Origin of the sequence: Nocardia arthritidis NBRC 100137 (assembly GCF_001612765.1) — a bacterium.
Taxonomy (GTDB): Bacteria; Actinomycetota; Actinomycetes; order Mycobacteriales; family Mycobacteriaceae; genus Nocardia; species Nocardia arthritidis.
In genome coordinates, this window is the sequence record NZ_BDBB01000004.1 from 23762 (window position 1) to 49220 (window position 25459).

19 protein-coding genes are annotated in these 25459 nt (G+C 69.1%); 12 read left to right on the forward strand and 7 right to left on the reverse strand.

Translation table 11 applies throughout. The features are described 5' to 3' along the window. The first annotated feature begins 55 nt into the window (after nt 1–55). The 4 genes from NA8_RS03690 to NA8_RS03705 all read left to right on the forward strand — a co-directional run bounded on the left by NA8_RS03690 (nt 56) and on the right by NA8_RS03705 (nt 6130). Nucleotides 56–1876, forward strand: a complete 1821-nt coding sequence (locus NA8_RS03690; protein ID WP_063048942.1) for a DUF3556 domain-containing protein — start codon at nt 56–58, stop codon at nt 1874–1876. A 28-nt stretch (nt 1877–1904) separates the two neighbouring features. After that, on the forward strand, nt 1905–3332 hold the full coding sequence (locus tag NA8_RS03695) for a phytoene desaturase family protein (protein WP_063048943.1): 1428 nt from the start codon (nt 1905–1907) through the stop codon (nt 3330–3332). 163 nt (nt 3333–3495) lie between these two features. Continuing rightward, nucleotides 3496–4068 (forward strand): GNAT family N-acetyltransferase, encoded by a 573-nt coding sequence (locus tag NA8_RS03700; protein ID WP_084466498.1) that lies wholly within the window; start codon nt 3496–3498, stop codon nt 4066–4068. Between the two features lie 511 nt (nt 4069–4579). Continuing rightward, on the forward strand, nt 4580–6130 hold the full coding sequence (locus NA8_RS03705) for a flavin-containing monooxygenase (RefSeq protein WP_245663660.1): 1551 nt from the start codon (nt 4580–4582) through the stop codon (nt 6128–6130). Here the strand turns inward: NA8_RS03705 and NA8_RS03710 are convergent. Genes NA8_RS03710 through NA8_RS03725 form a run of 4 tightly spaced genes read right to left on the reverse strand, consistent with a single transcriptional unit; the run spans nt 6103 to nt 9372 of the window. Continuing rightward, nucleotides 6103–6456 (reverse strand): VOC family protein, encoded by a 354-nt coding sequence (locus NA8_RS03710; protein WP_174550035.1) that lies wholly within the window; start codon nt 6454–6456, stop codon nt 6103–6105. The two genes, NA8_RS03705 and NA8_RS03710, sit on opposite strands and share 28 nt — an antisense overlap. Before the next feature lie 30 nt (nt 6457–6486). Then, nucleotides 6487–7434 (reverse strand): LipP1 family hormone-sensitive lipase, encoded by a 948-nt coding sequence (gene lipP1, locus NA8_RS03715; RefSeq protein ID WP_063048944.1) that lies wholly within the window; start codon nt 7432–7434, stop codon nt 6487–6489. A gap of 16 nt (nt 7435–7450) precedes the next feature. Beyond that, complete coding sequence (locus NA8_RS03720) at nt 7451–8209, reverse strand: glucose 1-dehydrogenase (RefSeq protein ID WP_063048945.1); 759 nt, start codon at nt 8207–8209, stop codon at nt 7451–7453. 35 nt (nt 8210–8244) lie between these two features. Next, entirely contained in the window at nt 8245–9372 is a 1128-nt protein-coding gene (locus tag NA8_RS03725) for an LLM class flavin-dependent oxidoreductase (protein WP_063048946.1), read from the reverse strand. A gap of 216 nt (nt 9373–9588) precedes the next feature. Between NA8_RS03725 and NA8_RS03730 the strand changes: the two genes are divergently transcribed. From NA8_RS03730 to NA8_RS03745, 4 genes are read left to right on the forward strand one after another with little or no spacing between them, the layout of a single operon-like run. Next, the gene (locus tag NA8_RS03730) at nt 9589–10344 is read left to right on the forward strand and encodes a glucose 1-dehydrogenase (RefSeq protein ID WP_063048947.1); all 756 of its coding nucleotides are present in this window, start codon (nt 9589–9591) and stop codon (nt 10342–10344) included. Nucleotides 10345–10357: 13 nt separating this feature from the next. Continuing rightward, entirely contained in the window at nt 10358–12061 is a 1704-nt protein-coding gene (gene kstD / locus NA8_RS03735; protein WP_063048948.1) for a 3-oxosteroid 1-dehydrogenase, read from the forward strand. After that, the gene (locus NA8_RS03740) at nt 12061–12792 is read left to right on the forward strand and encodes a glucose 1-dehydrogenase (protein ID WP_063048949.1); all 732 of its coding nucleotides are present in this window, start codon (nt 12061–12063) and stop codon (nt 12790–12792) included. The genes kstD and NA8_RS03740 overlap by 1 nt, the downstream gene beginning before the upstream one ends. A gap of 58 nt (nt 12793–12850) precedes the next feature. Further along, nucleotides 12851–13669: an SDR family NAD(P)-dependent oxidoreductase gene (locus tag NA8_RS03745; RefSeq protein WP_063048950.1), complete on the forward strand. Its 819-nt coding sequence runs from the start codon at nt 12851–12853 to the stop codon at nt 13667–13669. 302 nt (nt 13670–13971) lie between these two features. Here NA8_RS03745 and NA8_RS03750 read toward each other — a convergent pair whose 3' ends face one another. Beyond that, nucleotides 13972–15567, reverse strand: a complete 1596-nt coding sequence (locus NA8_RS03750) for a FadD3 family acyl-CoA ligase (RefSeq protein ID WP_063048951.1) — start codon at nt 15565–15567, stop codon at nt 13972–13974. Between the two features lie 280 nt (nt 15568–15847). Between NA8_RS03750 and NA8_RS03755 the strand changes: the two genes are divergently transcribed. Beyond that, complete coding sequence (locus NA8_RS03755; protein ID WP_063048952.1) at nt 15848–18010, forward strand: pyruvate, phosphate dikinase; 2163 nt, start codon at nt 15848–15850, stop codon at nt 18008–18010. Continuing rightward, nucleotides 18000–18785, forward strand: coding sequence for a tyrosine-protein phosphatase (locus NA8_RS03760; protein ID WP_063048953.1), 786 nt, complete (start codon nt 18000–18002; stop codon nt 18783–18785). Before NA8_RS03755 ends, NA8_RS03760 begins: the two co-directional genes overlap by 11 nt. 299 nt (nt 18786–19084) lie before the next feature. Here NA8_RS03760 and NA8_RS03765 read toward each other — a convergent pair whose 3' ends face one another. Together NA8_RS03765 and NA8_RS03770 are read right to left on the reverse strand one after the other, a co-directional pair. Next, on the reverse strand, nt 19085–19987 hold the full coding sequence (locus NA8_RS03765; protein WP_157106513.1) for a tyrosine-protein phosphatase: 903 nt from the start codon (nt 19985–19987) through the stop codon (nt 19085–19087). A 79-nt stretch (nt 19988–20066) separates the two neighbouring features. Next, on the reverse strand, nt 20067–22523 hold the full coding sequence (locus tag NA8_RS03770) for a PEP-utilizing enzyme (RefSeq protein ID WP_245663664.1): 2457 nt from the start codon (nt 22521–22523) through the stop codon (nt 20067–20069). A 109-nt stretch (nt 22524–22632) separates the two neighbouring features. On the opposite strand from NA8_RS03770, the gene NA8_RS03775 reads away from it, so the two are divergent. After that, on the forward strand, nt 22633–24114 hold the full coding sequence (locus NA8_RS03775; protein WP_063048956.1) for an FAD-dependent oxidoreductase: 1482 nt from the start codon (nt 22633–22635) through the stop codon (nt 24112–24114). 97 nt (nt 24115–24211) lie between these two features. After that, nucleotides 24212–25375: a 3-hydroxy-9,10-secoandrosta-1,3,5(10)-triene-9,17-dione monooxygenase oxygenase subunit gene (gene hsaA / locus NA8_RS03780; protein WP_063048957.1), complete on the forward strand. Its 1164-nt coding sequence runs from the start codon at nt 24212–24214 to the stop codon at nt 25373–25375. Nucleotides 25376–25459: the final 84 nt, after the last annotated feature.

Genomic DNA, 25459 nt, shown 5'->3' on the forward strand with positions numbered 1-25459 from the left:
GAAATCGTCCGGGTCCTCGTATGCGCTCGATTCATCGGATGAGAAAGGCCGAACAATGGGATTCAAAACAGCGGATTTTCCGCCCGTCGATGTGACGACATTCCTCGACCAACCGTTGCGGGAGCGGATGCGAACGCTCGCCCTGCACTGGGCCGAATACGGCTTCGGCACGCCGAAGATGATCCATACGATCTATCTGCTCAAGGTGCTGCTGGTCTCGGTGCTGGGCGGGGTCGCCGTGGCCACCTGGAGTTCCGGCGTCGGGCCGTTCTGGGATGTCTCGGCATGGTGGAACGAGCCGGTCGTCTATCAGAAGCTCGTGCTGTGGACCGTCCTGATCGAAGCGATCGGCATCGCCGGGTCGTGGGGGCCGCTCGCGGGCAAGTTCAAGCCCATGACCGGAGGCATCCTGTTCTACGCGCGCCCCGGCACGATCCGCCTGCGGCCGTGGCGGCGGGTGCCGTTCACCAGTGGTGACACCCGCACGGTGATCGACGTGCTGCTGTACCTGGCGTTCCTGGCGACGTTGCTGGCAGCGATCGTGCTGCCCGGCGTACCGAGCGCTTCGCTCAGCGCGGTGCTGCCCGAGAACACCTCCGGCTTGGTGAATCCCGCGCTGCTGATCGCTCCGATCGCGCTGTACGTGCTTTGCGGCCTGCGGGACAAGACGATCTTCCTCGCTGCCCGCGGCGAGCAGTACCTGCCCGCCCTGGTGTTCTTCGCGGCGTTGCCGTTCGTCGACATGATCATCGCCGCCAAGCTGCTGATCTGCGCGGTATGGATCGGCGCGGGTGTGTCGAAGTTCGGGCGGCACTTCAGCAACGTGGTACCGCCGATGGTCTCCAACAGTCCCGGCGTGCCCGCCAAGTGGGTCAAGCGGCTGCACTACCGTGACTTCCCCCGGGACATCCGTCCTTCCAAACTCGCCTCGTTCCTGGCCCATGTCGGCGGCACGACCGTCGAGATCGTCACGCCGCTGGTGCTGCTGTTCTCCACCGACCACCGGCTGACGCTGGCCGGTGTGGTGCTGATGGTGGTCTTCCACGCGTTCATCACCTCGACGTTCCCGCTGGCGGTGCCGTTGGAGTGGAACGTCCTGTTCGCCTACCTGACCGTGTTCCTGTTTCTGGGCTTCCCCAACGGCGGCGGGTACGGCCTCGCTGACATCTCGTCCCCGTGGCTGGCCGTGGTGATCGTCGCGGCGCTGGTGTTCTTCCCGATCCTCGGGAATCTGCGGCCGGATCTGGTGTCGTTCCTGCCGTCGATGCGCCAGTACGCCGGCAACTGGGCGTCCGCCTTGTGGGCCTTCGCGCCCGGCGCGGAGGAGAAGCTCAACAGCATCGGGCACCGTCCCACGCTGAATCAGATCGACCAGTTGAAGGCCATGGGCTACCCGCCCGAGGTCGCGGAGATCACCATGCAGCAGACCATCGCGTGGCGCTCGATGCACAGCCAAGGGCGTGGACTGTTCTCGCTGCTGTACAAGCACATTCCCGCGATCGACCGGTGGACCGTCCGGGAAGCGGAGTTCGGCTGCAATTCGCTGATCGGCTTCAACTTCGGCGACGGCCACCTGCACAACCTGGATCTGATCAAGGCCGTGCAGTCCCGGGTCGGCTTCGCGCCGGGCGAGTGGATCGTGGTGTGGGTGGAGTCGCAGCCCATCCACCGGGGTATCCAGCGGTATCAGGTCATCGACGCGGCGCTCGGCGTCGTCGAACGCGGCACCTGGCGAGTGCGCGACGCCGCCGAGACGCAGCCGTGGCTGCCCGACGGCCCGATCCCGCACGAGGTGACCTGGCGGCGCGCGGATTACACGGTGCCGATGCCGCCGGACGACCCGACTCGGGTCCTCGCGCCGCAGCCGGTCGGCTGAGGCCCTCGCACGGACAGGAGAGCGATATATGAGCACCGCAGTCGTGGTCGGCAGCGGCCCCAACGGCTTGGCCGCGGCCATCACGTTGGCCAGGGTCGGACTGGACGTCACCGTGCTGGAGGCCGCCGACGAGATCGGGGGCGGCACCCGCACCAGCGAGGCGCTCGTGCCCGGGCTGCTGCACGACCACTGCTCGGCCATCCACCCGATGGCGGTCGGCTCTCCCTTCCTGCGCGGCCTGGACCTGGAACGCTACGGATTGTCCTGGGCATGGCCGGAGATCGACTGCGTTCATCCGCTCGACGACGGCAGCGCGGGCGTGCTGCTGCGCTCGGTCACCCAGACCGCCGCCGGTCTCGGCGGGGACGGCCGGGCGTGGCGGGTGCTGTTCGAACGGCCGGTGGCAGGCTACGACCGGATGAGCGCCGACATCATGCGGCCACTGCTGCGCCTGCCGCGCCATCCGATCCGGCTGGCCCGCTTCGGGATTCCTGCCCTGGCACCGGCCACGCTGCTGGCCGGGCTGTTCCGTACCGAGCAGGCCAGGGGACTGTTCGGCGGCGTCGCCGCGCATGCCTTCCACCCGCTGCATCGGCCGCTCAGCGCCAGCATCGGCCTGGGCATCCTCACCGCGGGCCACGCTTACGGCTGGGCGGTCGCCGCCGGTGGATCGCAACGCATCACCGAAGCCATGGCCGCGGTGCTGAGTGACCTCGGCGGGAAGATCGAAACGGGTGTCCACGTGCGGTCGGTGTCCGATCTGCCGTCGGCGGCACTGACGATGTGGGATCTGACGCCGACCGCGGTCGCGGACATCCTCGGTGAGCGCCTGCCCCCTCGGGTCGGGAAGTCCTACCGCGCGTTCCGATACGGACCGGGCGCGTTCAAGGTCGACTTCGCCGTGCACGATGGCGTGCCGTGGACGGCGGAGGCGGCTCGACAGGCGGGAACGGTGCATCTCGGCGGCACGTTCGCCGAGATCGCCGCCACCGAACGTGAGATCCACGCCGGACGCATGCCCGAGCGCCCGTTCGTTCTGGTAGGCCAGCAGTACCTTGCCGATCCGCAACGGTCGGTCGGCGACATCCATCCGATCTGGGCATATGCCCACGTGCCGCACGGCTATTCCGGCGACGCGACAGCGGCGATCACCGCCCAGATCGAACGCTTCGCCCCGGGTTTCCGTGACCGCGTAGCCGGGATCAGCGTGCGCAGCGCGGCGGGATTCGCCGAATACAACCCCAACTACGTGGGCGGCAACATCATGACCGGGGCGAAAGACATTCCGCAGTTGCTGTTCGGTCCTCGAAAGACTCTGCAACCCTATGACGTCGGCCTGCCGGGTCACTATCTCTGCTCCGCGGCCACACCGCCGGGCCCCGGCGCGCACGGCATGTGCGGGGCGAACGCCGCCCGTCGCGCTCTCCGGCAAGCGGGCATTCCAGAGCCGTCCTAGCGTCGCGCGCGCCGGGCGGGTCGAAGCGGGCGGTACCGCCGGCCGGTCACTCTGTGGCCGGCCGGTTCCCTGTGGGAACGCCAGGGCACTCGATCATCATGGATGCTGACGACACGACGCCGAGCAACGCATCTGATTCCTGTCGGGAGCACCATAGATCGGCATGGACATCGAACCGCCCTCCACACTCGCACCGGGCGTCGGACCACCGCAACGCATCGAAGTGGAAGAACTGCTGTTGCGGCGGTGGCAGCCGGAGGATCTGCTGCCGCGGCTCGAGGCGATCAACGCGTCGTTCGACGAGATCCACCTCTGGATGGACTGGCTGCCCGAACCGGCAACGCTGGAGAGCCAACGCGCTTTCGGCCGGGAAACGGACGCGAGCTGGCCGAGCGCCGCCGGAGGGTTCAACTTCGGCATCTTCGACGCCGACGGCAACGTACTCGGCGCGATCGGTCTGCACGACCGGCTCGGTTCAGGAGCCGTCGAGATCGGTTACTGGTGTCACACCGCGCACTCCGGCCGGGGAGTGATCACGCGGAGCGCGGCCGCCCTGACCCGTATCGCGTTGGCCCTGCCCGGTGTCGACCGTGTCGAGATCCATTGCGACGAGGCCAATATCCGCAGTGCCGCGGTCGCCCGGCGGCTCGGCTACCGGCTGGATCGGATCGAGCCACGGGAAAGGACTGCGCCCGCGGAGTCCGGTCGCGGAATGTACTGGGTCATGCGGCGGTGATCACCCGCCGGGTCTCAACCCGTTGTCAGCGCTGAATCCGCCCCCGTGGCGCCAGGTGCGCTGGGTTCGTGGACAGCGGAACCGCCGTCGGCGTCGTTGCCGAGCGCTCCGACGAACCCGCCGCGCGGTCACGCGCTCAGCGACGGAGCGCTCCGATGTGGCGTGGGTAGCCGGGCCCGGGGCCTCGTGCGCGGGTCGGTGGGAAGCCGACCTGTCCTCCCGCCTGGAACGATGCGGATCTACGCCTTTTCCGCTGGATAGCGAAAGGGGTGCTGTTCGGCGTTGCATATCGAGGAACGAACTGTGTGCCGCAGGTTGTCGAGCGGCTGTGGACGGGTCGCCGGGCATCGTCCCGCTGGTCGTGTCACGAAGCCTTTTGCGGTGGGGCCGCACACTTCTGGCTGCCTTGGGAGACCGAACACACAGCTCGATGATCTTGCCATCCACAGCGCTTCAGCCAACGAAGAGTTCAGGTAGCTCAATGTTGACTATGCGCTGTGAAGGAGGAGGGGTGGCAAACGCGATGACCTGCGAGGTGGCCGTCGTCGGTGCGGGGTTCGGCGGCATCGGGATGGGAGTCGGGTTGCGACGGGCCGGGATCACCGATTTCGTGATCTTCGAGCGGGGCGGCGATGTGGGCGGGGTCTGGCGGGACAACACCTACCCGGGGTGCTCCTGTGATGTGCCGTCCCACTTGTATTCGTTCTCGTTCGCCCCCTACCGCAGTCGGCGCACCCGGTTTCCGCGCCAGGCGGAGATCCTGGAGTACCTGCGCCAGGTCACCGCGGACCACGGTTTGGCGCCGCACCTGAGATTGGGCACCGGTATCAGCGAGGCCACCTATCTGGAAGACCAGGGCAGCTGGGAACTGACCACCTGCGATGGACAGCGCGTGCTCGCCGGCGTGGTGATCTTCGCCGTCGGACAGTTGCACCGGCCGAACATTCCCGACATCGCCGGACGGGCGGATTTCGCCGGGCCGTCCTTCCACTCCGCGCGATGGGATCACGGCCAGAACCTGACCGGGGTGGACGTGGCGGTGATCGGCACGGGCTCGAGCGCGGCACAGATGCTGCCGACCTTGGCCGCAGCCGCCCGCAACGTCCGCGTCTTCCAGCGCACGCCGCACTGGGTACTGCCCAAACCCTCGGCCGATTTCGGACCGCTCGCCCGAACGGTGCTGCGACTGCCCGGCGCTCACCATCTCTACCGCCGCGCCCTGTACTACGGTGCCGACGTCGTGCTCGCGCCGATCATGCGCCGGGGTTGGTCGGCGCGTCCCGCCGAATGGGCTGCCCGGCGGTATCTGCACAGCCGGATCCAGGACCCGCGGCTGCGCGCGAAACTCACACCCGACTATCCGCTCGGCGGTAAGCGCATCATCTTCGACAGCGACTACTACTCGACGCTGACCCGGAAGAACGTCGAGCTGGTCACCGCCCCGATCGCCCGGATCACCCCCGACGGACTGCTCACCACCGACGGCGCGCACCATCGGGCCGACGTGATCATCTACGCCACCGGCTTCCGCGCCCCGGAATTCCTGGTTCCGATCACCGTGCGCGGACGCGGGGGAGTCCTCCTGCACGACCAATGGCGCTCGGGCGCGACAGCGCTGCTGGGAGTGGCGGTTCCGGGGTTTCCGAACGCCTTCCTGATCGCCGGACCCAACAGCTTCAACCCCGCGGGAAGTAACCCGGAGATGAAAGAATGCCAGATCGACTACATCATTCGTTGCCTGCGCTGGCGCGACCGGATCGGCGCCGCCACGATCGAAGTCCGCGCGTCCGCGATGCGGACGCACCAAGAGTGGATCGAGCGAGCTGTCGCGAAGACGGTGTGGCCCGCCATGGGACCGTGTTGGTATAAGCACGACAGTGGGCGCGTCACCAACCCGTGGCCTGCCTCGGCCCGCACCTTCGACCGCGCCATGCGGCGACCGCCGTCCGAATCATTCCGCACCGTTCCGTCCGATCCGGCCACGCCGGGTCGGAAGCGCCCGAAACGAGCGAAGCGGATGAGGAAGTCCGCGCGTCACGGCTGGGGAGTGATCGGTTCGTAGAGCGCGATGTGCCAGACGGAACCGGGTGTCGGCCGTACGACGGCGCGGCGCTCGTGCGGTCCCGTGACCGGTTGCGCTACCTCGAAACCTTCGGTGCGCAACCGGCGCAGCGCGAGATCCAGATCGTTCACCTTGATCGCGAGGAACGGGGTGTCGTCGTCGCGGTCGGTGCCCGCGAGCATGACCCGGACGCCGTTGCTGTCGAACTGGGCCCAGCGGTCGCCGTCCATCATGGTGGGCCCGGCGCCGAAGACGGCGGTCAGCAGTGCCACGGTGGTGGGCAAGTCGTCGGTGGGGTAGGCGGGGCCGATTCGCTGGATCGTCATCCGTGCTCCGTAACAGTGTGTGTAGCTCGTTCAGGGACCGCCGCTGGCGTAGGCGGAACGAACGGCCGAGTATGCGGCGGTGTTGGCCAGTACCGCCTCGGGCAGGGGGTCGGCCATGCTCATGAAGCCGTGGAACATCCCGTCGTATCGCCGGATCTCGGCCTCGACACCGGCTCGCCTCAGCCGTTGCCCGTACTCTTCGCCCTCATCGCGCAGTGGATCGAATTCGGCGGTGACGATGTGCGCGGGCGGGAGTCCGGACAGGTCGGCGTCGAGCGGGTTGGCGTACGGGTCGGCGCCGTCGTGCGAGCCCAGGTACTGTCGCCAGTACCAGCGCAGGTGCGCGGCGGTGGTGAAATAGCCCTCGGCGTTCTCCCGGTAGGACGCGGTGGCGCAGGCCGGGTCGAGCATGGGATACAGCAGCAGCTGTAGGGCGATCTCGGGGCCGCCGCGATCTCGTGCCATCAATGCCGTCACGCCGGAGAGGTTGCCGCCCGCGCTGTCCCCCGCCACCACGAGGCGGGCGGGATCGCCGCCCAGCGACGCGATGTGGTCGGCGACCCAGCACAACGCCGCGTACGCGTCCTCGGCCGCCGCGGGAAACCGGTGTTCGGGCGCCTGCCGGTAGTCCACCGACACCACGACCGCGTCGGCTCCGACGGCCATGGCCCGGCAGAACCGGTCATGGCTGTCGAGGCCGCAGATCACGAACCCACCGCCGTGGCAGAAGACCACCGTCGGAGCCGGCGCCACGGCGCTCGCGGGCCGATAGATCCGGGCGCGGACCTCGGGTGCGCGCGGTGGACCGGGGATCCGCCGCTCCCACACCTGGGCGACCGGGATCGGCTCCGCGGCCGGTGCGGCACGCGCGGCGAGCAGCCGCCGTGCCTCGGCGGCGTCGAGCACTTCGGTGCCCAACGCAGGGAACGCGGCGCTCGCGGCATCGACGATCACCTGTGCTTCGGGTGTCAGCGGCATCCGGCTCGCTCCTTCGCTACTGCTGTGCGTCCGGTGGCAGGAACTTGCCCGCCGCCAAGCCGCCGTCGATCGTCACCTCGGCGCCGGTGATGTAGGCCGCGGCGTCGGAGGCCAGGAACGCGACCAGTTCGGCGACCTCTTCCGGCACGCCGGTGCGTTGCAGCGGCAAGGACGGGAAGCTGCCCGGCCCGGTGGTCAGGTACGGGACCATCGGCGTCGCGATCGGGCCGGGGTGCACCGAGTTGACCCGGATCGCGGCCGGGCCCAGCTCGAGCGCGGCGGTCTTGGTCAGGCCGCGCAGTCCCCATTTCGAGGAGCCGTAGGCGGCGTGACCCATCAGCCCTTCCAGGCCCGCTTGCGAGGAGATGTTGACGATCGAGCCTCCGCCCGCCCGCGTCATCGGACCGACCGATGCCCGGATGCCGCGGAACGCTCCGATCAGGTTCACGCGCAGAATGCGCTCGAATTCCTCCGGCGTGGTCTCGGCCAGCGGCTTCGCGGTGTAGATGGCGGCGTTGTTCACCAGCACATCCAGCTTGCCGAACGCCGAAACCGCCTCGGCCACGGCGGCTTCCCAGTCCTCGCCGCTGCCGACGTCGTGCCGCACGAAACGCGCTGCGGCGCCGAGTGATTCGGCCAGCCGGGTGCCTTCTTCTTCCAGAACGTCGGTGATCACCACGCGGGCGCCGCGCTGCACGAACAGCCGCGCCTCGGCGGCGCCCTGTCCCCGGGCCGCACCGGTGATCAGGGCGACCTTCCCACTCAGGTCAACCATGTCGAACTCCTCGATGTCGTCGGCGATCGCCGTGATCAGCTGTTGCGGAAGTGGGGGATGACCTTCTCGCCCCAGTGCCGGATGGTCTCCAGGCAGGCCTCCTGCGGCACCGTGCCCATCTGAATCAGGCAGAGGATCTCGTCCGCGCCCGCGGCTTGCAGACGCTCGACGTAGGCGATGGCGTCCTCGGGGCTGCCGTAGGCGTGGTCGGCGTTGAAGACCGAGGTGGCGCCGGTTTGCACCGGAATCTTGGCCTCGTGCAGGTAGGCGACGTGGTCGTCGGCGGCCTGCTTGATCGCGGCGAGCTCGTCGGCGTTCGGGTCGACGGCCTCGTCGGGCGCCGGGCCCGCGCCGTAGTAGTGCTTGATGGATTGCGCGAAGAAGCGCTGCCCTCGGGCGCCGATCTGCTGGGCCTTCTCCCGGTCGTCGAGAACGATGGTCGGGCACAGCGCCGCGAAATGATCGTTCACCACGGTCGAGACGAAACGCTCACCCGTGCGCGCGGTGATCGCCTCGTCGTAGGTGCGCCGCAGTTCCGCGATCTCCTCCACGCCCGCGAAACCCAGCACCAGCGCACCGATTCCGTAGTCGGCGGCCATCTTCAGCGTGTCCTTCTTGGTGCAGGCCATGAACAGCGGCGGATGGGGCAACTGCTCCGGCCGCGGCAGCAGTGAATGCGGCGAGACCTGCAACAGTTCGCCGTTGTACTCGAATTCGGCTTCCGGATCCTGCCACGCTTTGCCGATCATCCGCAGCGACTCCTCGACCTCCTGGTAGGTGCGCTCGGGGTCGACACCGCACATGGAGGTCTCCACCGGGGTCGCGCCGCGGCCCGCGCCGAGGTTGAGCCGTCCGCCGGACAGCACGTCGAGCATCGCGGCGCGTTCGGCCGCGCGCACCGGGTGGTTGAAGTTGAACGGCATGCACACCACGCCGTGCCCGATCCGGATCCGCTCGGTCTTGGCGGCCACCCAGGTCAGGAAGACCTCCGGGGCGCTCATGTGGGCGTACCACTTCAGCCCGTGGTGTTCGACCGCCCACACGGTGTCGAACCCCATCTCGTCGGCGAGCACCGCCTGCTCGACGCAGTCGCGCAGCACTTGGTGCTCGTGCTCGCGCGACGGGTCGGCCATCTGGGCTTCGAAGATCATCGAGAACTTCATCCGGTCTCCTTATCGAGCGCCCGATCGGGCGTTTTCGGGTTTCGTCGGGTGTCTGGTCCCGGTGCGGGACAGCCGGCAGCGGTATGCCTAATCGAAATATGTCCGGCGGAATTTCTCAGGTCAGGCCCTAGTCCCGGTGGCCGGGACGGTCCGGTGCCGCGCCTCGATGGGCGACCTAGCGTCGATGAGCAAGCGACGGTGAGAGGACGGAATTCGGTGGGACAACTCGACGGCAAGGTGGCGCTGGTCACCGGCGGGGCGCGCGGGATGGGCGCCGAACACGTGCGGCGGTTCGTGGCCGAGGGCGCGCGAGTGGTGTTCGGTGACGTGCTCGACCACGAGGGAACGGCGCTGGCCGCGGAACTGGGTTCCGCGGTGCGATACCTGCACCACGACGTGACCAGTGAAGCGGATTGGTCCGCGGCGGTGTCCGAGGCGGTCACCCACTACGGGCGGCTCGACGCGGTGGTCAACAACGCGGGCATCCTGCGGTTCGTCCCGATCGCCGAGATGGCCTTGGCGGACTTCACCACGATAATGAACGTCAACGTGACCGGCACCTGGCTCGGCATCAAGACCGCCGCGCCCGCGCTGGCCGAAACCGGAGGCGGATCGGTCGTGAACGTCTCCTCGGTGGAAGGGTTCGTCGGCGCGGCCGGTCTGTCCGCCTACAGCGCGAGCAAGTTCGCCATCCGCGGCATCACCAAGTCGGCCGCTCGCGAGTTGGGGCACTTGGGTATCCGGGTCAACTCGCTGCACCCGGGTGGCATCGCCACACCCATGACCGCCGCGGTGTCCGGAGCCTCCGGCGTCGACGGCGACGGCTTCTTCGCGAGCCTGCCGATCCCGCGCTGGGGACAGCCCGTCGAGGTCTCCCACGTGGCGGTGTTCCTGGCCTCGGACGCGGCCAGTTACTGCACCGGAGGCGAATTCGTCGTCGACGGCGGCATGCTGACCGGTTGCGGCTACTGACGGAAGCGACGCGATGACTCAGGAATTCGAATTCGATGTGGTGGTCGTCGGCTCCGGCGCCGCGGGCATGACGGCCGCTCTGACGGCCGCCTACCGCGGACTGTCGGTGACGCTGATCGAGAAGAGCAGATCCTTCGGCGGCTCCACGGCACGCTCGGGCGGCGGTATCTGGATCCCGAACAACCCGGTGTTGCGGCGCGAAGGCGTGCCCGACAGCCCGGAGTTGGCCCGCACCTATCTGAAGGCGGTGGTGGGCGATCGGGTTCCGGAGGCCAAACAGCGGGCTTTCCTCGATCGCGGCCCCGAGATGATGCGCTACCTCGGCGCGCGCAGCGAATACTGGGAATTCGTCTACGACCGCGGCTATTGCGACTACCATCCGGAGTTCCCCGGCGGCCTGGCACAGGGACGCAGCATCGAACCCGCGCCACTGGACGGACGGCTGCTCGGCGGCGATCTGCACAAGATCAATCAGCCGACCATGTCGGGCCCCAAGGGAATCGCGTTCACCGTCAGCGACTTCCACGATCTGAACATGATCGCCCGCACCTGGGCCGGGAAGCGCACCGCGATCAGGGTCGGTATGCAGGCGGTGGCCAACAAGCTGCGCGGACGGCTGCCGCTGAGCCTGGGCAAGGCGCTCGCCGCCCGGCTGTGGCTGTCGCTGCGTGACGCCGGGGTGCCGGTGTGGCTGAACACGCCGCTGACCGACCTGATCACAGAGGCGGAGGCGGTGGTCGGCGTGCGCGCCGAGCACAACGGCACGCCGGTGGTGATCAAGGCGCGCCGCGGTGTGGTCCTGGCGGCGGGCGGTTTCGAGCACAACCTGCGGATGCGCGAGCAGTACATGAGCGGCCCACAGTCCACCGAGTGGACGGTGGGCGCCACCGAGAACGTGGGTGAAGGCATCGTCGCGGGTCAGAAGGCCGGTGGCGCGGTGGATCTCATGGGCGACGCCTGGTGGGGCCCGTCCGTGCGCAATCCCGACGGGCCGCCGTTCTTCTGCCTGGCCGAGCGTTCCCAGCCCGGCGGCATCATGGTCAACCACGCGGGCGAACGGTTCGTCAACGAATCGGCCCCGTATGTGAACGTGGTGCACAAGATGTACGAGCAGGAAGCGACGGGTGTCGGGCACATTCCGGCGTACTTCATCATGGATCAGCGCTTCCGGGACCGGTACCTGTTCCTGGGGAATTTCCCCAAACGTCCGCTCCCGCGGAAGTACGCGGATGCCGGGATCATCGACCAGGCCGAGACCTTGGCCGAACTGGCGGCGAAGATCGGTGTGCCGCCTGCGGCGCTGACCGCCACGGTGGAGCGTTTCAACCGCTTCGCGCGCGCCGGTCGCGACGAGGACTTCCGGCGCGGCGATTCCGCCTACGACCGCTATTACGGCGACCCGACCGTGCGGCCGAATCCGTGCCTGGCCCCGATCGAACAGGGCCCCTTCTACGCCGTGGAGATGGTGCCGGGCGATCTGGGCACCAAGGGCGGTCTGGTCACCGACGAGCACGCTCGCGTTCTCGATTCCGACGACCGGCCGATCCCGGGCCTGTACGCGGCGGGGAACAACTCCGCCTCGGTGATGGGCAACGACTACGCGGGTGCGGGCGCGACCATCGGTCCCGCCATGGTGTTCGGCTACATCGCGGCCGTTCACCTCGCCGACAACCAGCCTGGCGCGACCGCGCGGCACGCAGTGGAAGGAGAGCGTTGATGGGACGGATCGACGGTAAGAACGTCATCGTCACCGGCGGCGCACGGGGGATGGGCGCGGCCTTCGCGCGGCGGCTGGTCGCCGAGGGCGCCACGGTGGTGATCACCGATGTACTGGTGGACGAAGGCGTGACGCTGGCCGCCGAGCTGGGCGACGCCGTGACCTTCCTGCCGCTGGATGTCACCGACGAGTCGGCCTGGAACGACGTGATCGCCTACACCGAGAAGGTTTTCGGGCCGGTCTCCGGTCTGGTCAACAACGCGGGCATCGTGCATGTCGATCCGATCGAGAAGTTGTCGGAAGCCGACTTCCGCAAGGTGATCGACGTCAACCAGGTCGGAGTGTTCCTCGGCATGAAGGCCGTGCTGGGGTCGATGCGCCGGGCAGGCGGCGGCTCCATCGTGAACATCTCCTCGATCGGCGGCATCATCGCCTTCTCCGACATCCTCGGTTACACCGCGTCCAAATGGGCCGTGCGCGGTATGACCAAGACCGCCGCGCAGGAGTTCGCCGCCGACGGAATCCGGGTCAACTCGGTGCATCCCGGTGTGGTGGCCACGGAGATGACCGCCGATTCCACCCGCTCGCAGGGCATGTCGGGCAATCAGCCGATGCGCAGGGCCGGGCGGCCGGAGGAACTGGCGAACCTGGTGCTGTTCCTGATCAGTGACGAGTCGAGCTTCAGCACCGGCTCGGAATTCGTCGCCGACGGCGGCTACACGTCCCTGTGACGACGTCCGGCAGGACAATCCGGCGGACCGACCGCCGAGCGAGACAAGGAAATCAACCGTGAAGAACTTCGAGGGCAGAACCGCCGTGATCACCGGTGCGGGCGCGGGCATCGGCCGGGCACTGGCGATCGAGCTCGCCCGCCGCGGCGCCCGCCTGGCACTGTCGGGTCGTAACGTGGAGAACGTCGCCGAGACCGCTGCGCTGTGCGGCAAGGAGGGTGCGCAAGCCCGCGCCTACAAGCTGGATGTGACCGACCGGGAGGCGGTCTATCGCCACGCCGACGAGGTGGCCGAGGACTTCGGCCGGATCAATCTGGTCGTCAACAACGCCGGAGTCTCGCTCACCGCGAACGTGGAAGAACTCGGCTGGGCGGACTTCGAATGGATCGTCGGCATCAACTTCTGGGGCGTCGCCTACGGCACCAAGGCGTTCCTGCCCCATGTCATCGCCTCCGGTGACGGGCACATCGCGAACGTGTCGAGCATGTTCGGTCTGGCCGCGTGCCCCAGCCAAGGCGCCTACAGCGCCACGAAATTCGCCATCCGCGCCTTCACCGACGCGCTACGGCAGGAGATGAACATCGCCGGCCACGCGGTCGGCGTCAGCAGCGTGCACCCCGGCATGATCAAGACCGAGATCGCCTGGAAAGCGCGCGCGGGCGGTGATCGCGACCGCGACGCCCTTGCCGCCAACTTCGACCGCCTGGCCAAGACGACCCCCGAGCACGCCGCTCGCGTCATCGTCAACGGCATCCGCAAGAACAAGGCGAAGATCCTGATCGGGACGGACGCCCACGTGATCGACTGGCTGCCGAGAATTTTCGGCGCGGGTTACCAGAAGATCCTCACCGCTCAGATGAAGAACGAAGTCGCCTGACAGTGCGGCCGGCGGGTGGTCGGAGAGTTTGTTCGGTCGTCTCCATCTGACACTGGACCGAATTGCACGCCATGCCGGGAATTCAGCGCCGCGACTCGAACTGGTCGAATCCGCGGCGGGCCGCTCACCATAGCCTATCCGCTAATCGACCGACTTTCGGCAGAGGCTGCCGCTCTCGCGATGAAATCGGAAGCGACGATGGAAGGGTTGCTGTGACAGTTGCACAGGTCGCAATGGTGGCCCTGGAACGCCATCTGGCCGGTACGCGGGGCGATCCTCATGTGGCGCAGCTCGAGCACCGCTCAGGGTTGTGCCCGATGTGAGCGCAGGACGCGTTTGAGCACCTTGCCGCCGGCGTTCCGGGGTAGGTCCGCTACGACCTCGAAGTGACGCGGGATCTTGTACCCGGCCATTCGGGTCCGGGTCCACGTGATGATCTCCGTAGTGTCGATGTCGGCGGGTGCGGCCGGGACGACGAAGGCGAAGCCGACTTCGCCGAGCCGGGAGTCGGGGACGCCGACAACGGCGGCGTCTTCTATGCCTGGATGCGCGCGCAGGATCTGCTCGATTTCAGCGGGATAGACGTTGAAACCGCCCACGATGAACATGTCCGCGTGGCGGTCGGTGACGCGCAGGTAGCCGTTGGCGTCCATGGTGCCGATGTCCCCGGTGTGCAGCCAACCGCCGGGGTCTATCGCGGCCGCTGTTGCTTGCGGGTCGTCGAGGTAACCGTGCATCACGTTCGGGCCGCGAACCACGATTTCGCCGGGCTCCTCGACCGGCACGGTCCGCCCGGATCTATCCACGACACGAATCCGCGTACCCGGCAGTGCTTTTCCCGCAGTGACGGCGATGACGTGCATGGGTGCGTCGGGTGAGCAGATTGTGGCGACGCCGGTCGATTCGGTCAGTCCGTATCCGGTGAAGACCTTGTCGATACTCAGTTCACGGCGGATGCGCTCCACCAATCCGGTCGGCACACTCGCACCACCTGTACCCGCCAGTCGCAGTGAGCTCAGATCATGGGCCGCACGCCAGTTGTGGGCGAGCAGGTCGTGGAAGAGGGTCGGAGGTCCCGTCAGCACGGTGATCCGCTCGCGCTCGATGACGCTGAGCGCCTGTCCCGGATCGAATCGTTCCACCGGCACCATGGCGGCGCCGCGCAAGAGGCACGCGATGATCCCCGCCTTGAAGCCGAAGGTATGGGAGAACGGGTTGACCAGGAGATATCTGTCGTCGCCGCAGAGAGTGACCGCATCGGCCCAACCGGTGAACGACTCGACGGTCTGCCGATGGGTGACCGGCACACCTTTCGGCACACCCGTGGTGCCGGACGTGAACAGGATGTCGGAGACCGATTCCGGGTCCACGGAAGAACTCCGCGCATCGGCCGCCGCGACGGGCACTTCGCCTCCGAGGGCGAGAAACCGAGTCCACGAGAGATCATCGTCCTCGGCGGTGTCGTCGAGCTTCACGGTGGTCTGTAACTGCGGAAGCGTACGTCCTGACTTCCGCAGCATCCCCGCGTAGTCGTTGCCGAGGAATTCGCCTACGGTGAGCAGCATGCGGCACCGGCCGCGCGCGAGGATGTCGGCGGCCTCCGCACCGCGTAACCGCGTACTGATCGGAACGAGCGTCGCGCCCGCACCGAGCACGCCGAGCGCCGCGATCACCCATCGCGCGGTATTGGGTGCCCATATCGCCACTCGATCCCCCGGTGCCACCGATCGCGACATCACGGCCTGTGTGACGCGCCGTGCGGCCGTGGCGAGTTCGGCGTAAGTGAGCGGGCACTCCGGCGCCACCACCGCTACTCGCGCGCCGTGGCGCCGTGCCCGGTCGGCCAGCACCGCGGGAACCGTCGCGAGTTCACCGGTCGCCGCACGCCGTCGATCCATGCCGCGATGGTGTCGCACCCGACGCCCCATCCGGTCCGATCACCGCCACATATCCCGCTGACCGGGAACGTCCTTCCGGACGGCACCCGCACCCCGCCGTGGACGCCGGGCTCCGACGGATCTCGATCCTGCTCAGCGGGACCTCGGGTACGGCTGGTGAGCGGCGGCACGGCAGGCTCGAAGAGAGCTACAGGTGTGCGCCGCGGTTCGCACCCGGCCCGGTGCACGAGGTCCGAATCGCGTTGAGGCGCGGAATGTGCAGTGATCGCAAAGGAGTGACATGACCGCCGGAGCAGAGCTAGCGGAGCGAAACGGCGAGGCAGCGGGCGCGGCGCCGGTCGTCGAACTCGACGGCGCCTGCGCGTTGTCGCGGGAGAGCATCGGCGGGAAAGCGTGGAGCGTCAACCGCATGCGCGCGCTGGGTCTTCCGGTGCCGCCCGCCTTCGTGATCACTATCGAGGGCTGGGCCGACTTCTCGGCGCGCGGGGCGATCGGCGAGGACATCTGGCGGGCGGTGCGGGCCGGAATCGCCACCTTGGAGCGCGGAACCGGGCGGATCTTCGGGTCCGGCACCCGGCCGCTGCTGGTGTCGGTCCGTTCGGGCGCCGCGGTGAGCATGCCGGGCATGATGGACACGGTGCTGAATCTGGGCATGAACGAGGCAGTCGCGGAAGCGCTGGCAGCGGAGACGGGAAGCACGGACTACGCGGTCGACACCCGGGAACGGTTTCGCACCCAGTATCGCGACACCGTGCTGGGCGACCCAGCCGGTGTGGTGCCCGAAGATCCCTGGGAGCAGCTGCGAGCGGCCATCAGCGCGGTGTTCCGGTCCTGGGATTCGCCTCGCGCGCAGACGTATCGGCGCAATCGCGGCGTGTCCGGAACCCTGGGCACCGCGGTGACGGTGCAAGCCATGGTCTTCGGCAATCTCGACGAGAAATCCGGCACCGGTGTGCTGTTCAGCCGCAACCCGAACACGGGAGAGCACGCGGTGTTCGGTGAATGGCTGGCCGGCGGACAGGGTGAGGATGTGGTCTCCGGCCGGACGACCCCACGACCGTTCGGCGAACTGGCGACCCTGCTGCCGCAGGTGCACGGTCAGCTCGTCGCGGCGGCCGACCTGCTGGAACGCGATGGCCGCGATATCCAGGACATCGAATTCACCGTCGAATCCGGCGCCCTGTGGCTGTTGCAGTCGCGCCCCGCGAAGCGCTCGGCGCGCGCGGCTGTGCGGGCCGCGGTGGCCATGACGGACGAGGGCCTGATCGGCGCGGAGGAGGCGCTGGCCCGGGTCACCGCCGATCAGGTGCGTGCCGTGCTGCGGCCGGCGAGCGGCGAGTACACGGGGACGCCGCTGGCGCGCGGCGAATCCGCCTGTCCCGGATTGGCGGCGGGTGTCGTGGTCAGCGATCCGCACGAGGCGGAGCGGCGTGCGGAGGCAGGCGAGGACGTGATTCTGGTGCGCCCGACCACCAGCCCCGACGACCTGCACGGCATGATCGCCGCCCGGGCGATCGTCACCGAACTGGGCGGTGTCACCTCGCACGCCGCGCTGGTCGGCCGCGAGATCGGCAGGCCATGTGTGGTCGGCTGCGGTCCCGGCGTCGTGACGGCGCTGACCGGCCAGGTGGTGACCGTGGACGGCGGCGCGGGCACGGTGTGGCCGGGTCGAGTCGAAGGCAAACCCGTCGACGGGAGCACCCTCGCGGACGTCGGCCGGTTGGCCGGCTGGGCGGGCACCGACATCGACGGGTTCGCGGCGTGGTTGGACGCGCGCGCGGCCGACAGCTCGGAAGAGGTCACCGTGGCACTCTTGCCGGCGCTGACGGAGGTCGCCGACCTCGACCTGCTGCGGCTGATCGGGATCAAAGGCCGGGCCGCCCACGACGCGCTCGCCGCAGGTACAGGCGCGTCGGCCGAGGCCGTCAGCGCCCGATGCGAGGAGCTCGTGGCCGAGGGTTGGTGCGCCGCGACGCCGATCGGTGTGCGTCTCACCCCCGAGGGCAGACAGTACCTCGACGGTTTGCTGGCGACGGAACGACGGGCCGTAGACCGCCCCGCGATCGCCTCGGTCTACGCCGAATTCTGTGCTTTCAACGGCACTTTGAAAGAGATCGTGACCGCGTGGCAGATGAAGGATCCGGCCACCGTCAACGACCACGCCGACGCCGAGTACGACGGTGCGGTCCTGGCCCGGCTGACCGAACTGCACCGCGCCGTGCAACCGCTACTGCAGCGGATCGGCGATGTCGCACCGCGGCTGGCACGGTATTCCGGCCGGTTCGCGCACGCGATCGAGCGGATCGCGGCCGGCGACCTCTCCTGGGTCGCCCGGCCCGTGCTGGACAGCTACCACACCGTGTGGTTCGAGCTGCACGAGGACCTGATCGGACTGTGCGGCCTGAGCCGCGCCGACGAGGCGGCGGCCGGCCGTGCCCACTGACCGCGCGGGCGAATCCACCGTGCCCGGTGACCGGTGGGTGGAGTTCGCCCAGATCGACAACGTGCGCGACCTGGGCGGGCTACCCGTGCAAGGTGGCGGCACCACCCGTTTCGGGGTGGTCTACCGTTCCAGCACGCCACAGAACCTCACCGAAGCCGATATGGCGAAACTGCTCGGCCCGATCGGTCTGCGCACGCTGATCGATCTGCGGCTGCCCGACGAAGTCGAGCGCGAGGGCTACGGACTGCTGGCCACCGCCGACCTGCGGCGGGTCTGCCTGCCGGTGCGCAAGTCGCCGCAATCCTCGCTGGCGGCACGGGATCTGGTGCCGGACTCCAGCCGGGTCGATCTGGTGGACCTGTACGACAAGCTGCTTGCGGGCAGCGCCGACTCCATCGTCGCGGCCGTGCGGCTGGTCGTCGACACGGGCCGTCACTCGGTGCTGTTCCATTGTGCCGCGGGCAAGGACCGCACCGGCCTGCTCGCGGCGGTGCTCCTGGACGCGGTCGGCGTGCCGCCGGAGGAGATCGCGGCGGACTACGCGCTGACCGGTGAACGCATGCACCGGGTCCGCGACCGGCTCGACGCGCTCCCGTCCTACGCGGGGCTGCCCCCGGTCAGCACAGGCATTCTTGGGGTCGAGGCCGAGGTGATGCGACGTTTCCTGGCGAACCTGTCCGCCGACCACGGCGGCGCCGCCGGATGGTTGCTGACCAGCGGGTTGACCGCCACGCAACTGGCGCGACTACGGGAAGTGCTGATCGCGCCGAACTAGGAATCGCGGTCGCGGGGTCGGGCGATCGCGAAGTCGCAGCCGCTGGCAGGGCGTGTGATCGTGGGCTGCGGGATCGGGCAGGTCGACGGCGGCGTGGAGCAGGTTCGGCCGGACGACGATTTGCCGCTCGAGATCCGCAGACCTGACGCGCTCTGCCGCGGCGGAAAGGGCCGGGCGGACGGTCTGACAGGTGACGAGTCCGCGCCCCGCGCATCGGTGCAGCCGGTGCCCGTCTCCGCGGGTCCGGAAACGAGCGGGGTCGGTGGATCACGATCCGCCGACCCCGCTGTCTCCCTCGATTACCGCGACAGCAGCTTGGCTTTCAGCGCCTCCAGCGTCGGACCGTCCACGCCGAGCCCCTCGGAGACGAACCGGTCGAACGAGCCGAAGGACGCATCGGCTTGGTCGAACGCGGCGTCGAGGAAGTCGTGCTGCACCCCGAGGATCGGATCGAACAGCGCGGGATCGATGACCAGCCCCTTGGCCACCAGCCCGTCCATCAGCGCCTTGTTGCCCGCAGCCAGGTTGTCGTTCGACTCCAGATAATCCTTGTACACCTGACCCTTCGGGACGCCGAGCGCCGTCATCAGGATCGCGGTCAGCCAGCCGGTGCGGTCCTTGCCGGCGGTGCAGTGGAACAGCACCGGCCCGGTGGCGTTCGCGATATCCCGGATGGCGGCGCCGAACCGGCCGCGCGCCGTGGCGTCGCTGACCAGCCACCGATAGTAGTCGCGCATGATGCCCGCGGCCTTACCGTCACCGAACATCTGTTGCTGCACGGCCGGACCGCCCTGTACTGCCTTGCCCACCATCAGGTAGAAATCGTTGCCCGGGTCGTACACCGGACGCGCGAGGGCGGGAATCGACGCGGGAAGCTTGTCGGGATTGGCCCCCGACTCGGCCGGGCTGCGGAAATCGATCACCGCGGTGATGCCCGCGGCCACCAGCTTCTGCTGGTCGGCGGCGGTGAGCTTGTCCAGGGCGTCGGTGCGGAAGACGACGCCCGTCCGCAGTTTGCCGTTGCCCTGGGTGGGATAGTCGCCGATGTCCCTGGCATTCGGCGCCGCCGAGAGCTGCATGGAACGGTCGTGCACGGTGTGCACGAGGGCGGGGCCCGCGAATGCGGTGGTGGACGGGAATACGGCGATCAGTGCGGCGGCGACACCGGTCATCGCCCCGCGAACAGCACGCGAAATCGTCACTGGATCATTCCTTCCATAGGGTCGCGGCCCGGCGGCGCCGAACCGGCAAGGGGCCGGGGTGCGCGCCCCCGGCCCCGGCTCATGCGTCGGCGAGCAGGGTGACCGTCCCGGCCGACCCGTCCACGCGCACCCGCTGCCCGTCGGCGAGGGCCGCGCTGGCGGTCTTGGTGTCGACGACGCAGGGGATGCCGAATTCCCGGGCCACGATGGCGGCGTGGGAAGCTGATCCGCCGATGTCGGTGACCACCGCTGCCGCGTAGGCGAACATCGCGGTGTGGCCGGTGTCGGTGACCGACGCGACCAGGATGTCGCCCGGCTCGATGTCGTCGTCGAGGGACAGCACGCGTTTCACGGTGCCCTCCACGACGCCGGAGGACACTCCGATGCCGGTCAGGCTTTCCCCGGGCGCCAATGCAGCCGCATCCGCGAGCGGTGCCCAATCGCCCGCGATCACGTCCGGCATCCGGATGCCCTGTAGCCGGATGAGTTCCGCCCGCCGCCGTGCTACGCGTTCGGTCAGATCAGCGGGCGCCCAGAGGATTTCGTCGAGGGTGAGGAAGCAGGCGTCCTCGGCCCGCTGCAACCGGCCTTCCCGGATCAGCCGCCCCGCCCGCTCGCGCACGGCGAGGCGCAGGCAGTGGGTGTACCGGACGACGGCGTCGCGGACGCGCTCGCGCGCCATCGTCGCTCCCGCCGCCATCCGCGCGGTGCGGCTCGGGGACGGATCGACCGGTTCCCGCTCGGGCGCGGGCAGCGCGGCCGCTCGGCCTGCGGCGGTGACCAGCAGTTCGGGCCGGTCGCCGAAAGTTGGGTTGATCAGCTCGCACTCGCCCGGCCCGCGATGCCCGATCCGGTGCAGTTCCTCGTCCAGCGCGGTGGAGAACGCCGGGGAGATCGCCCGCGCCGCGGCGACATCGCCCGAGTGCGCCGCGTGCTGCAACGCGGTGTCGGCCCGGCACAGTGCGGCGAGTCGTTCCACGGCGAGCATGGTCCTGGCCGACTCCAACCGCTCCAGATCAATGGGTACGTCCGCCGATTCCTTGCCGCGGGAGTGGATGGCCGTTGCCGCGCCGGTCATCATCACGCCGATGGACGCCGCGGCCCAGGAGTGGTTCAGCCGGTCCCGCCACAGCAGGGCACGAGCGTGCAGTTGCTCGTCGGTGAGCTCGCGGATCGCCGCGGCGCTCAACGTTTCCTGGTGCGCGGCGGCGTTGATACCGTCGGTGGTCTCCCGATAGCGCAGCGCCGTGCGCAGCACCCGGCCTGCGGCGCGCCAGGTGGCGCGGGTACTGGCGAAACCGGTCGGGGTGGGCGGCTTGCCGTGCGGGGTCAGCGAGATCTCGGCCGGGATGTTGCCGTAGACGTCCCGGCGGATGCTCTGCTCGTCCCAGCCCGGCATGTTCTCCGCGGCCAGCACCCCGATGGAGGCGTTGATGTAGATGTGGTGCCCGAGCACGGTGGTGACCCGGCTGGTCCAGTGCTCCAGCGCGATGCCCTCCAGCGCGATCATCCGGCCCATCGCCGCGTTGGCCAGCCGGATCGCGCCCGCCTGCAGATCCACGGTCAGCGGTGTGAGCGGCCCCGGCAGCGCCTCGGACGTATTCGTCGCGGTGTGCACCGGATAGGCCGGGTCGACGCGATCGTCGAATTCGCCTTCGAGACCTTCCGGCGCCACCGACACCAGGGCGTGGCCGTCCGAAGTGGCCGCGCGGGTAGGCACCAGATAGCCGGGCAGCGGGATCGCGCCGGTGCGGGCGACGAATTCGCCGTCGTCGACCTTACGGCCGCCCAGTCCGCGAACGATATCCGCCGCCACTTCCGACGCGGTCCACCCGCAGCGGAATCCCCACTCGTCGCGGGCCGCCGTGGAGTCCACCTGCGGTACGGGCCGGGTGCGCCGCAGCCGCCGGAGCCGGCGGGTTCTCACCGCCGCACGGATGCGGCGCGCGTCCTCACCGGATACCACGCCGGGCGCGGCCAGCTCCACGACGCCGGTACGTCCCGATTCCGCGGCCAGTACCAGGAAGCGTTCGAAGTCGTCGGTGTGCAGCACCTGGAATCCGCCCGCCGGGCGGGAACCAAGCAGCCGTAGCAAGTTTCGCCCGCTCGCGCCCTCGACCCGCCTGCCGGCGACCGGCGCGGTGCGCACGATCAGGGCCTCCGCCCCGCTGGACCGCAACGCATCCTCGGCGACCGCGTGCGATCCCGCGGGCACGGGAAACACGATTCGCACCCCGGCCGCTCGGGCCGCCCGTGCGATCGCGGCGAGCGAACCGCCCAGATGCACCACCGCCGCGCAGTCGGCGACGGCCTGCGCGCAGATCGCCGGCTCCTCCGGGTCACCGGTGATCACCTCGACCCGAGGATCGACGTACCGGTGCCGCTCGCGATCCAGGCCGACCACGTCGTGGCCCGCGGCCGAGAGCATGCGCGCCACCGCGCGACCGGTCGGATCGGAGACTCCGGTGACCAGGACCCGCATGAATTCTTCCTCCTCGCTGACGCCCAGGTAGACGTGACGCCGTTCACACACCATCGCCACCCGGCGCCTCCGTGCAGGCGCACAGTCCCGATGACCGGGACCGGAGGGTCGCTCACCAAGATGGGCCGGCGGCCACCGAGCGCGGAGCGGGAAGGTCGACTACATGAGTGATCGGAACTCGGTCGCGCCCCGCGCGGCCGCCGACGTGCGCGCCTACGACATCGAGACCGATGTGCTGGTGGTCGGCTACGGATGTGCCGGGTCCGCTGCGGCGTTCGAGGCGGCGGCGGGCGGCGCGCAGGTGCTCGTGTTGGATCGGATGAGTGGTCCCGGCGGCGCCTCCGCCCTCTCCGGCGGAGAGATCTATCTCGGCGGCGGCACACCGATCCAGCGGGCCTGCGGGTTCGACGACGACCCGGCGGCGATGACCGCGTTCCTGTCGGCCGCGCTCGGGCCGGGCGCCGACCTGAACAAGATCACTCGCTACTGCGAGGACAGCGTCGCGCATTTCCACTGGCTCGCCGACCGCGGTGTGCCGTTCGAACCCACGCTGTGGGACGCGCCGGCTTGGGTACCGCCGACGGATGACGGGCTCATGTGGCTGGGGGAGAACAGCAGGCCGTTCGCCGAACTCGCCGCGCCCGCGCCGCGTGGCCATCGCCCGGCCGCCGCCGGCTTCGGCGGCAAGCTGCTCATGGACCGACTTGCCGGAGCGGCTCGATCCGCCGGCGCCACGGCGCTTTTCGACACCAGGGTGGTCTGCCTGATCATCGCGGGCGATGGCGCGGTCGTCGGCGTGGCGGCACGGCGGTACGGCAGGGAGCTGACCGTCCGGGCCCGCCGCGGCGTCGTGCTGACCACCGGAGGATTCGTCGACAACGACGCCATGCTGGCCGCGCACGCGCCGAGACTGCTGGGGCACACCAAGGTCAGCGCGGGCACCGACGATGGAAGCGGGATCCGGATGGCACAGGCGCTCGGCGCGGCCGTGCGGCACATGGCCACCGGCCAGGTCGGCATCTCACTCGTTCCCGGCCTCGCCGCGCGCGGCATGGTGGTGAACGGGAACGGGCAGCGATTCATCAACGAGGACACCTATCCCGGCCGGATCGGCCAGGCGGCATTGTTCCGGCAGGACATGCGGACCTGGGTCGTGCTCGACGAACGAGCCTTCGACGAAGTACCGGAACCCCAGCGGTGGGGTGTGCGGCCGACCCACGTTGCGGAGACCGCCGAGGAACTCGCCGATCTGATGGGTCTACCGGCGGACGCATTGGTCGACAGCATCCGCCGGTACAACAGCTTCGCCTCGCGCGGCGTGGATCCCGAATTCGGGAAAGCGCCGCGCTGGCTGCGGCCCCTCGCGCGACCGCTCGCCGCGATCGACGTGCGGGCGGGTGTGCGGCCACCGTCGGAGTCCGGTGATCGCCGCGGGACCGGCGCGTCCGTCTTCACCCTCGGCGGCCTGCACACCTCGCTCGACGGCGCCGTGCTCGACATCGACGGCGCCTCGATCCCCGGACTGTTCGCCGCGGGCCGGGCCGCCAGCAACCTGCACGGGGAGGGCTACATCAGCGGCACTTCGCTCGGTGACGGCACCTTCTTCGGTCGCCGCGCCGGCGCCGCCGCGGCCCGCACCGACTGATCTGCCCGATGGGTTCCGGTCATCGGGATGGATCGGGGCCGACCGCGCCGCACCGGCCTAGCGTCCGAAGACAGCACTACGAGGAGGACTACCGCATATGACCAACAAGGTGCTCGATCGGGTACGGGATCTGCTGCCCGCGATCCGAGAGCGAGCCGCCGACGCCGACGGGCAGCGCAGAGTGCCCGAGCAGAGCATTCGGGAGCTGACCGACGCGGGGGTGTTCCGCATGCTGCAGCCGTCTCGCTTCGGTGGCGAGGAATCCTCCCCGGTCGCGTTCTACGAGGTGATCCGGGCGATCGCCACCGCATGCCCGTCCACGGCGTGGGTGTCGTCGGTGCTGGGCGCGCACCCGTGGCAGCTCGCCTTGTTCCCGCTGCGGGCGCAGGAGGACGTGTGGGGCGCCGACCCGGACACCCTGGTCTCCTCGTCGTACGCGCCCACCGGCAAGCTCACGCCAGTCGAGGGCGGCTTCGAGATCAGCGGTCGCTGGAGCTTCTCCTCCGGATGCGATCACGCCCGCTGGGCTTTCCTCGGGGCGGTCGTGCCGAACGGCGAAGGGGGAGCGGAGTACCTGACCGTCCTGGTGCCGCGCACCGACTACCGCATCGAGGACGTATGGCATGTGTCCGGGCTGTCCGGCACCGGCAGCAACGACATCGTCATCGAGAACGCGTTCGTGCCCGCCCACCGGACCTACCGCGCGAGTGAGCAGGCGGAGCTACGCGGACCCGGTCAAGAGGTGAATACCGCCCCGCTCTACCGGATCTCGTTCGGCGCGGTGTTCTCCAACACCATCACCGCACCCATCATCGGCGCCGCCCAAGGCGCCTACGAAGCGCACATCGAGCGGATGCGCGAGCGGGCGCGGATCTCCTACGGCGGACAGAAGGCCGCCGAGGACCCGTTCGCGCACGTCCGGGTCGCTCGGGCGGCCTCGGAGATCGACGCGGCCGTCCTGCAGATGGAGCGCAACATCAGCGAGCAACTGCGCTATGCCGAGGCGGGGGAGGAGATCCCCTTCGAACTGCGGGTGCGCAGCCGCCGCGATCAGGTGCGCGGCACCGAACGCGCCATCGAGGCCATCGACCTGCTGTTCGACAACTCCGGCGGCCATGCCATCCGCAAGCCAAATCCGATCGAGCGGCACTGGCGTGACGCGCACGCCGGAAGCGTGCACGTCATCAACGACGTCGAGCGCGCACTGGTCCTCTACGGCCGCAACGCGTTCGGGCTGCCGGTCACGGATCGGATGATCTGATGACGTTCACCGCCGAGAACACCACACGCTGGAGCGCGACGGGCGGGTACGAACTGCGGTACCACGAGGCGGGGGCTGGTACGC

Excerpts from the sequence above, each read along its gene's own strand:
- NA8_RS03725 (WP_063048946.1), bottom strand. The coding sequence starts at position 9,372 with ATGAAGTTCTCGATGATCTTCGAAGCCCAGATGGCCGACCCGTCGCGC.
- hsaA (WP_063048957.1), top strand. The coding sequence starts at position 24,212 with ATGACCAACAAGGTGCTCGATCGGGTACGGGATCTGCTGCCCGCGATC.
- NA8_RS03720 (WP_063048945.1), bottom strand. The coding sequence starts at position 8,209 with ATGGTTGACCTGAGTGGGAAGGTCGCCCTGATCACCGGTGCGGCCCGG.
- NA8_RS03710 (WP_174550035.1), bottom strand. The coding sequence starts at position 6,456 with ATGACGATCCAGCGAATCGGCCCCGCCTACCCCACCGACGACTTGCCC.
- NA8_RS03750 (WP_063048951.1), bottom strand. The coding sequence starts at position 15,567 with ATGGATCGACGGCGTGCGGCGACCGGTGAACTCGCGACGGTTCCCGCG.
- NA8_RS03700 (WP_084466498.1), top strand. The coding sequence starts at position 3,496 with ATGGACATCGAACCGCCCTCCACACTCGCACCGGGCGTCGGACCACCG.
- NA8_RS03775 (WP_063048956.1), top strand. The coding sequence starts at position 22,633 with ATGAGTGATCGGAACTCGGTCGCGCCCCGCGCGGCCGCCGACGTGCGC.
- NA8_RS03690 (WP_063048942.1), top strand. The coding sequence starts at position 56 with ATGGGATTCAAAACAGCGGATTTTCCGCCCGTCGATGTGACGACATTC.
- NA8_RS03740 (WP_063048949.1), top strand. The coding sequence starts at position 12,061 with ATGGGACGGATCGACGGTAAGAACGTCATCGTCACCGGCGGCGCACGG.
- NA8_RS03770 (WP_245663664.1), bottom strand. The coding sequence starts at position 22,523 with ATGGTGTGTGAACGGCGTCACGTCTACCTGGGCGTCAGCGAGGAGGAA.
- kstD (WP_063048948.1), top strand. The coding sequence starts at position 10,358 with ATGACTCAGGAATTCGAATTCGATGTGGTGGTCGTCGGCTCCGGCGCC.
- NA8_RS03695 (WP_063048943.1), top strand. The coding sequence starts at position 1,905 with ATGAGCACCGCAGTCGTGGTCGGCAGCGGCCCCAACGGCTTGGCCGCG.
- lipP1 (WP_063048944.1), bottom strand. The coding sequence starts at position 7,434 with ATGCCGCTGACACCCGAAGCACAGGTGATCGTCGATGCCGCGAGCGCC.
- NA8_RS03755 (WP_063048952.1), top strand. The coding sequence starts at position 15,848 with ATGACCGCCGGAGCAGAGCTAGCGGAGCGAAACGGCGAGGCAGCGGGC.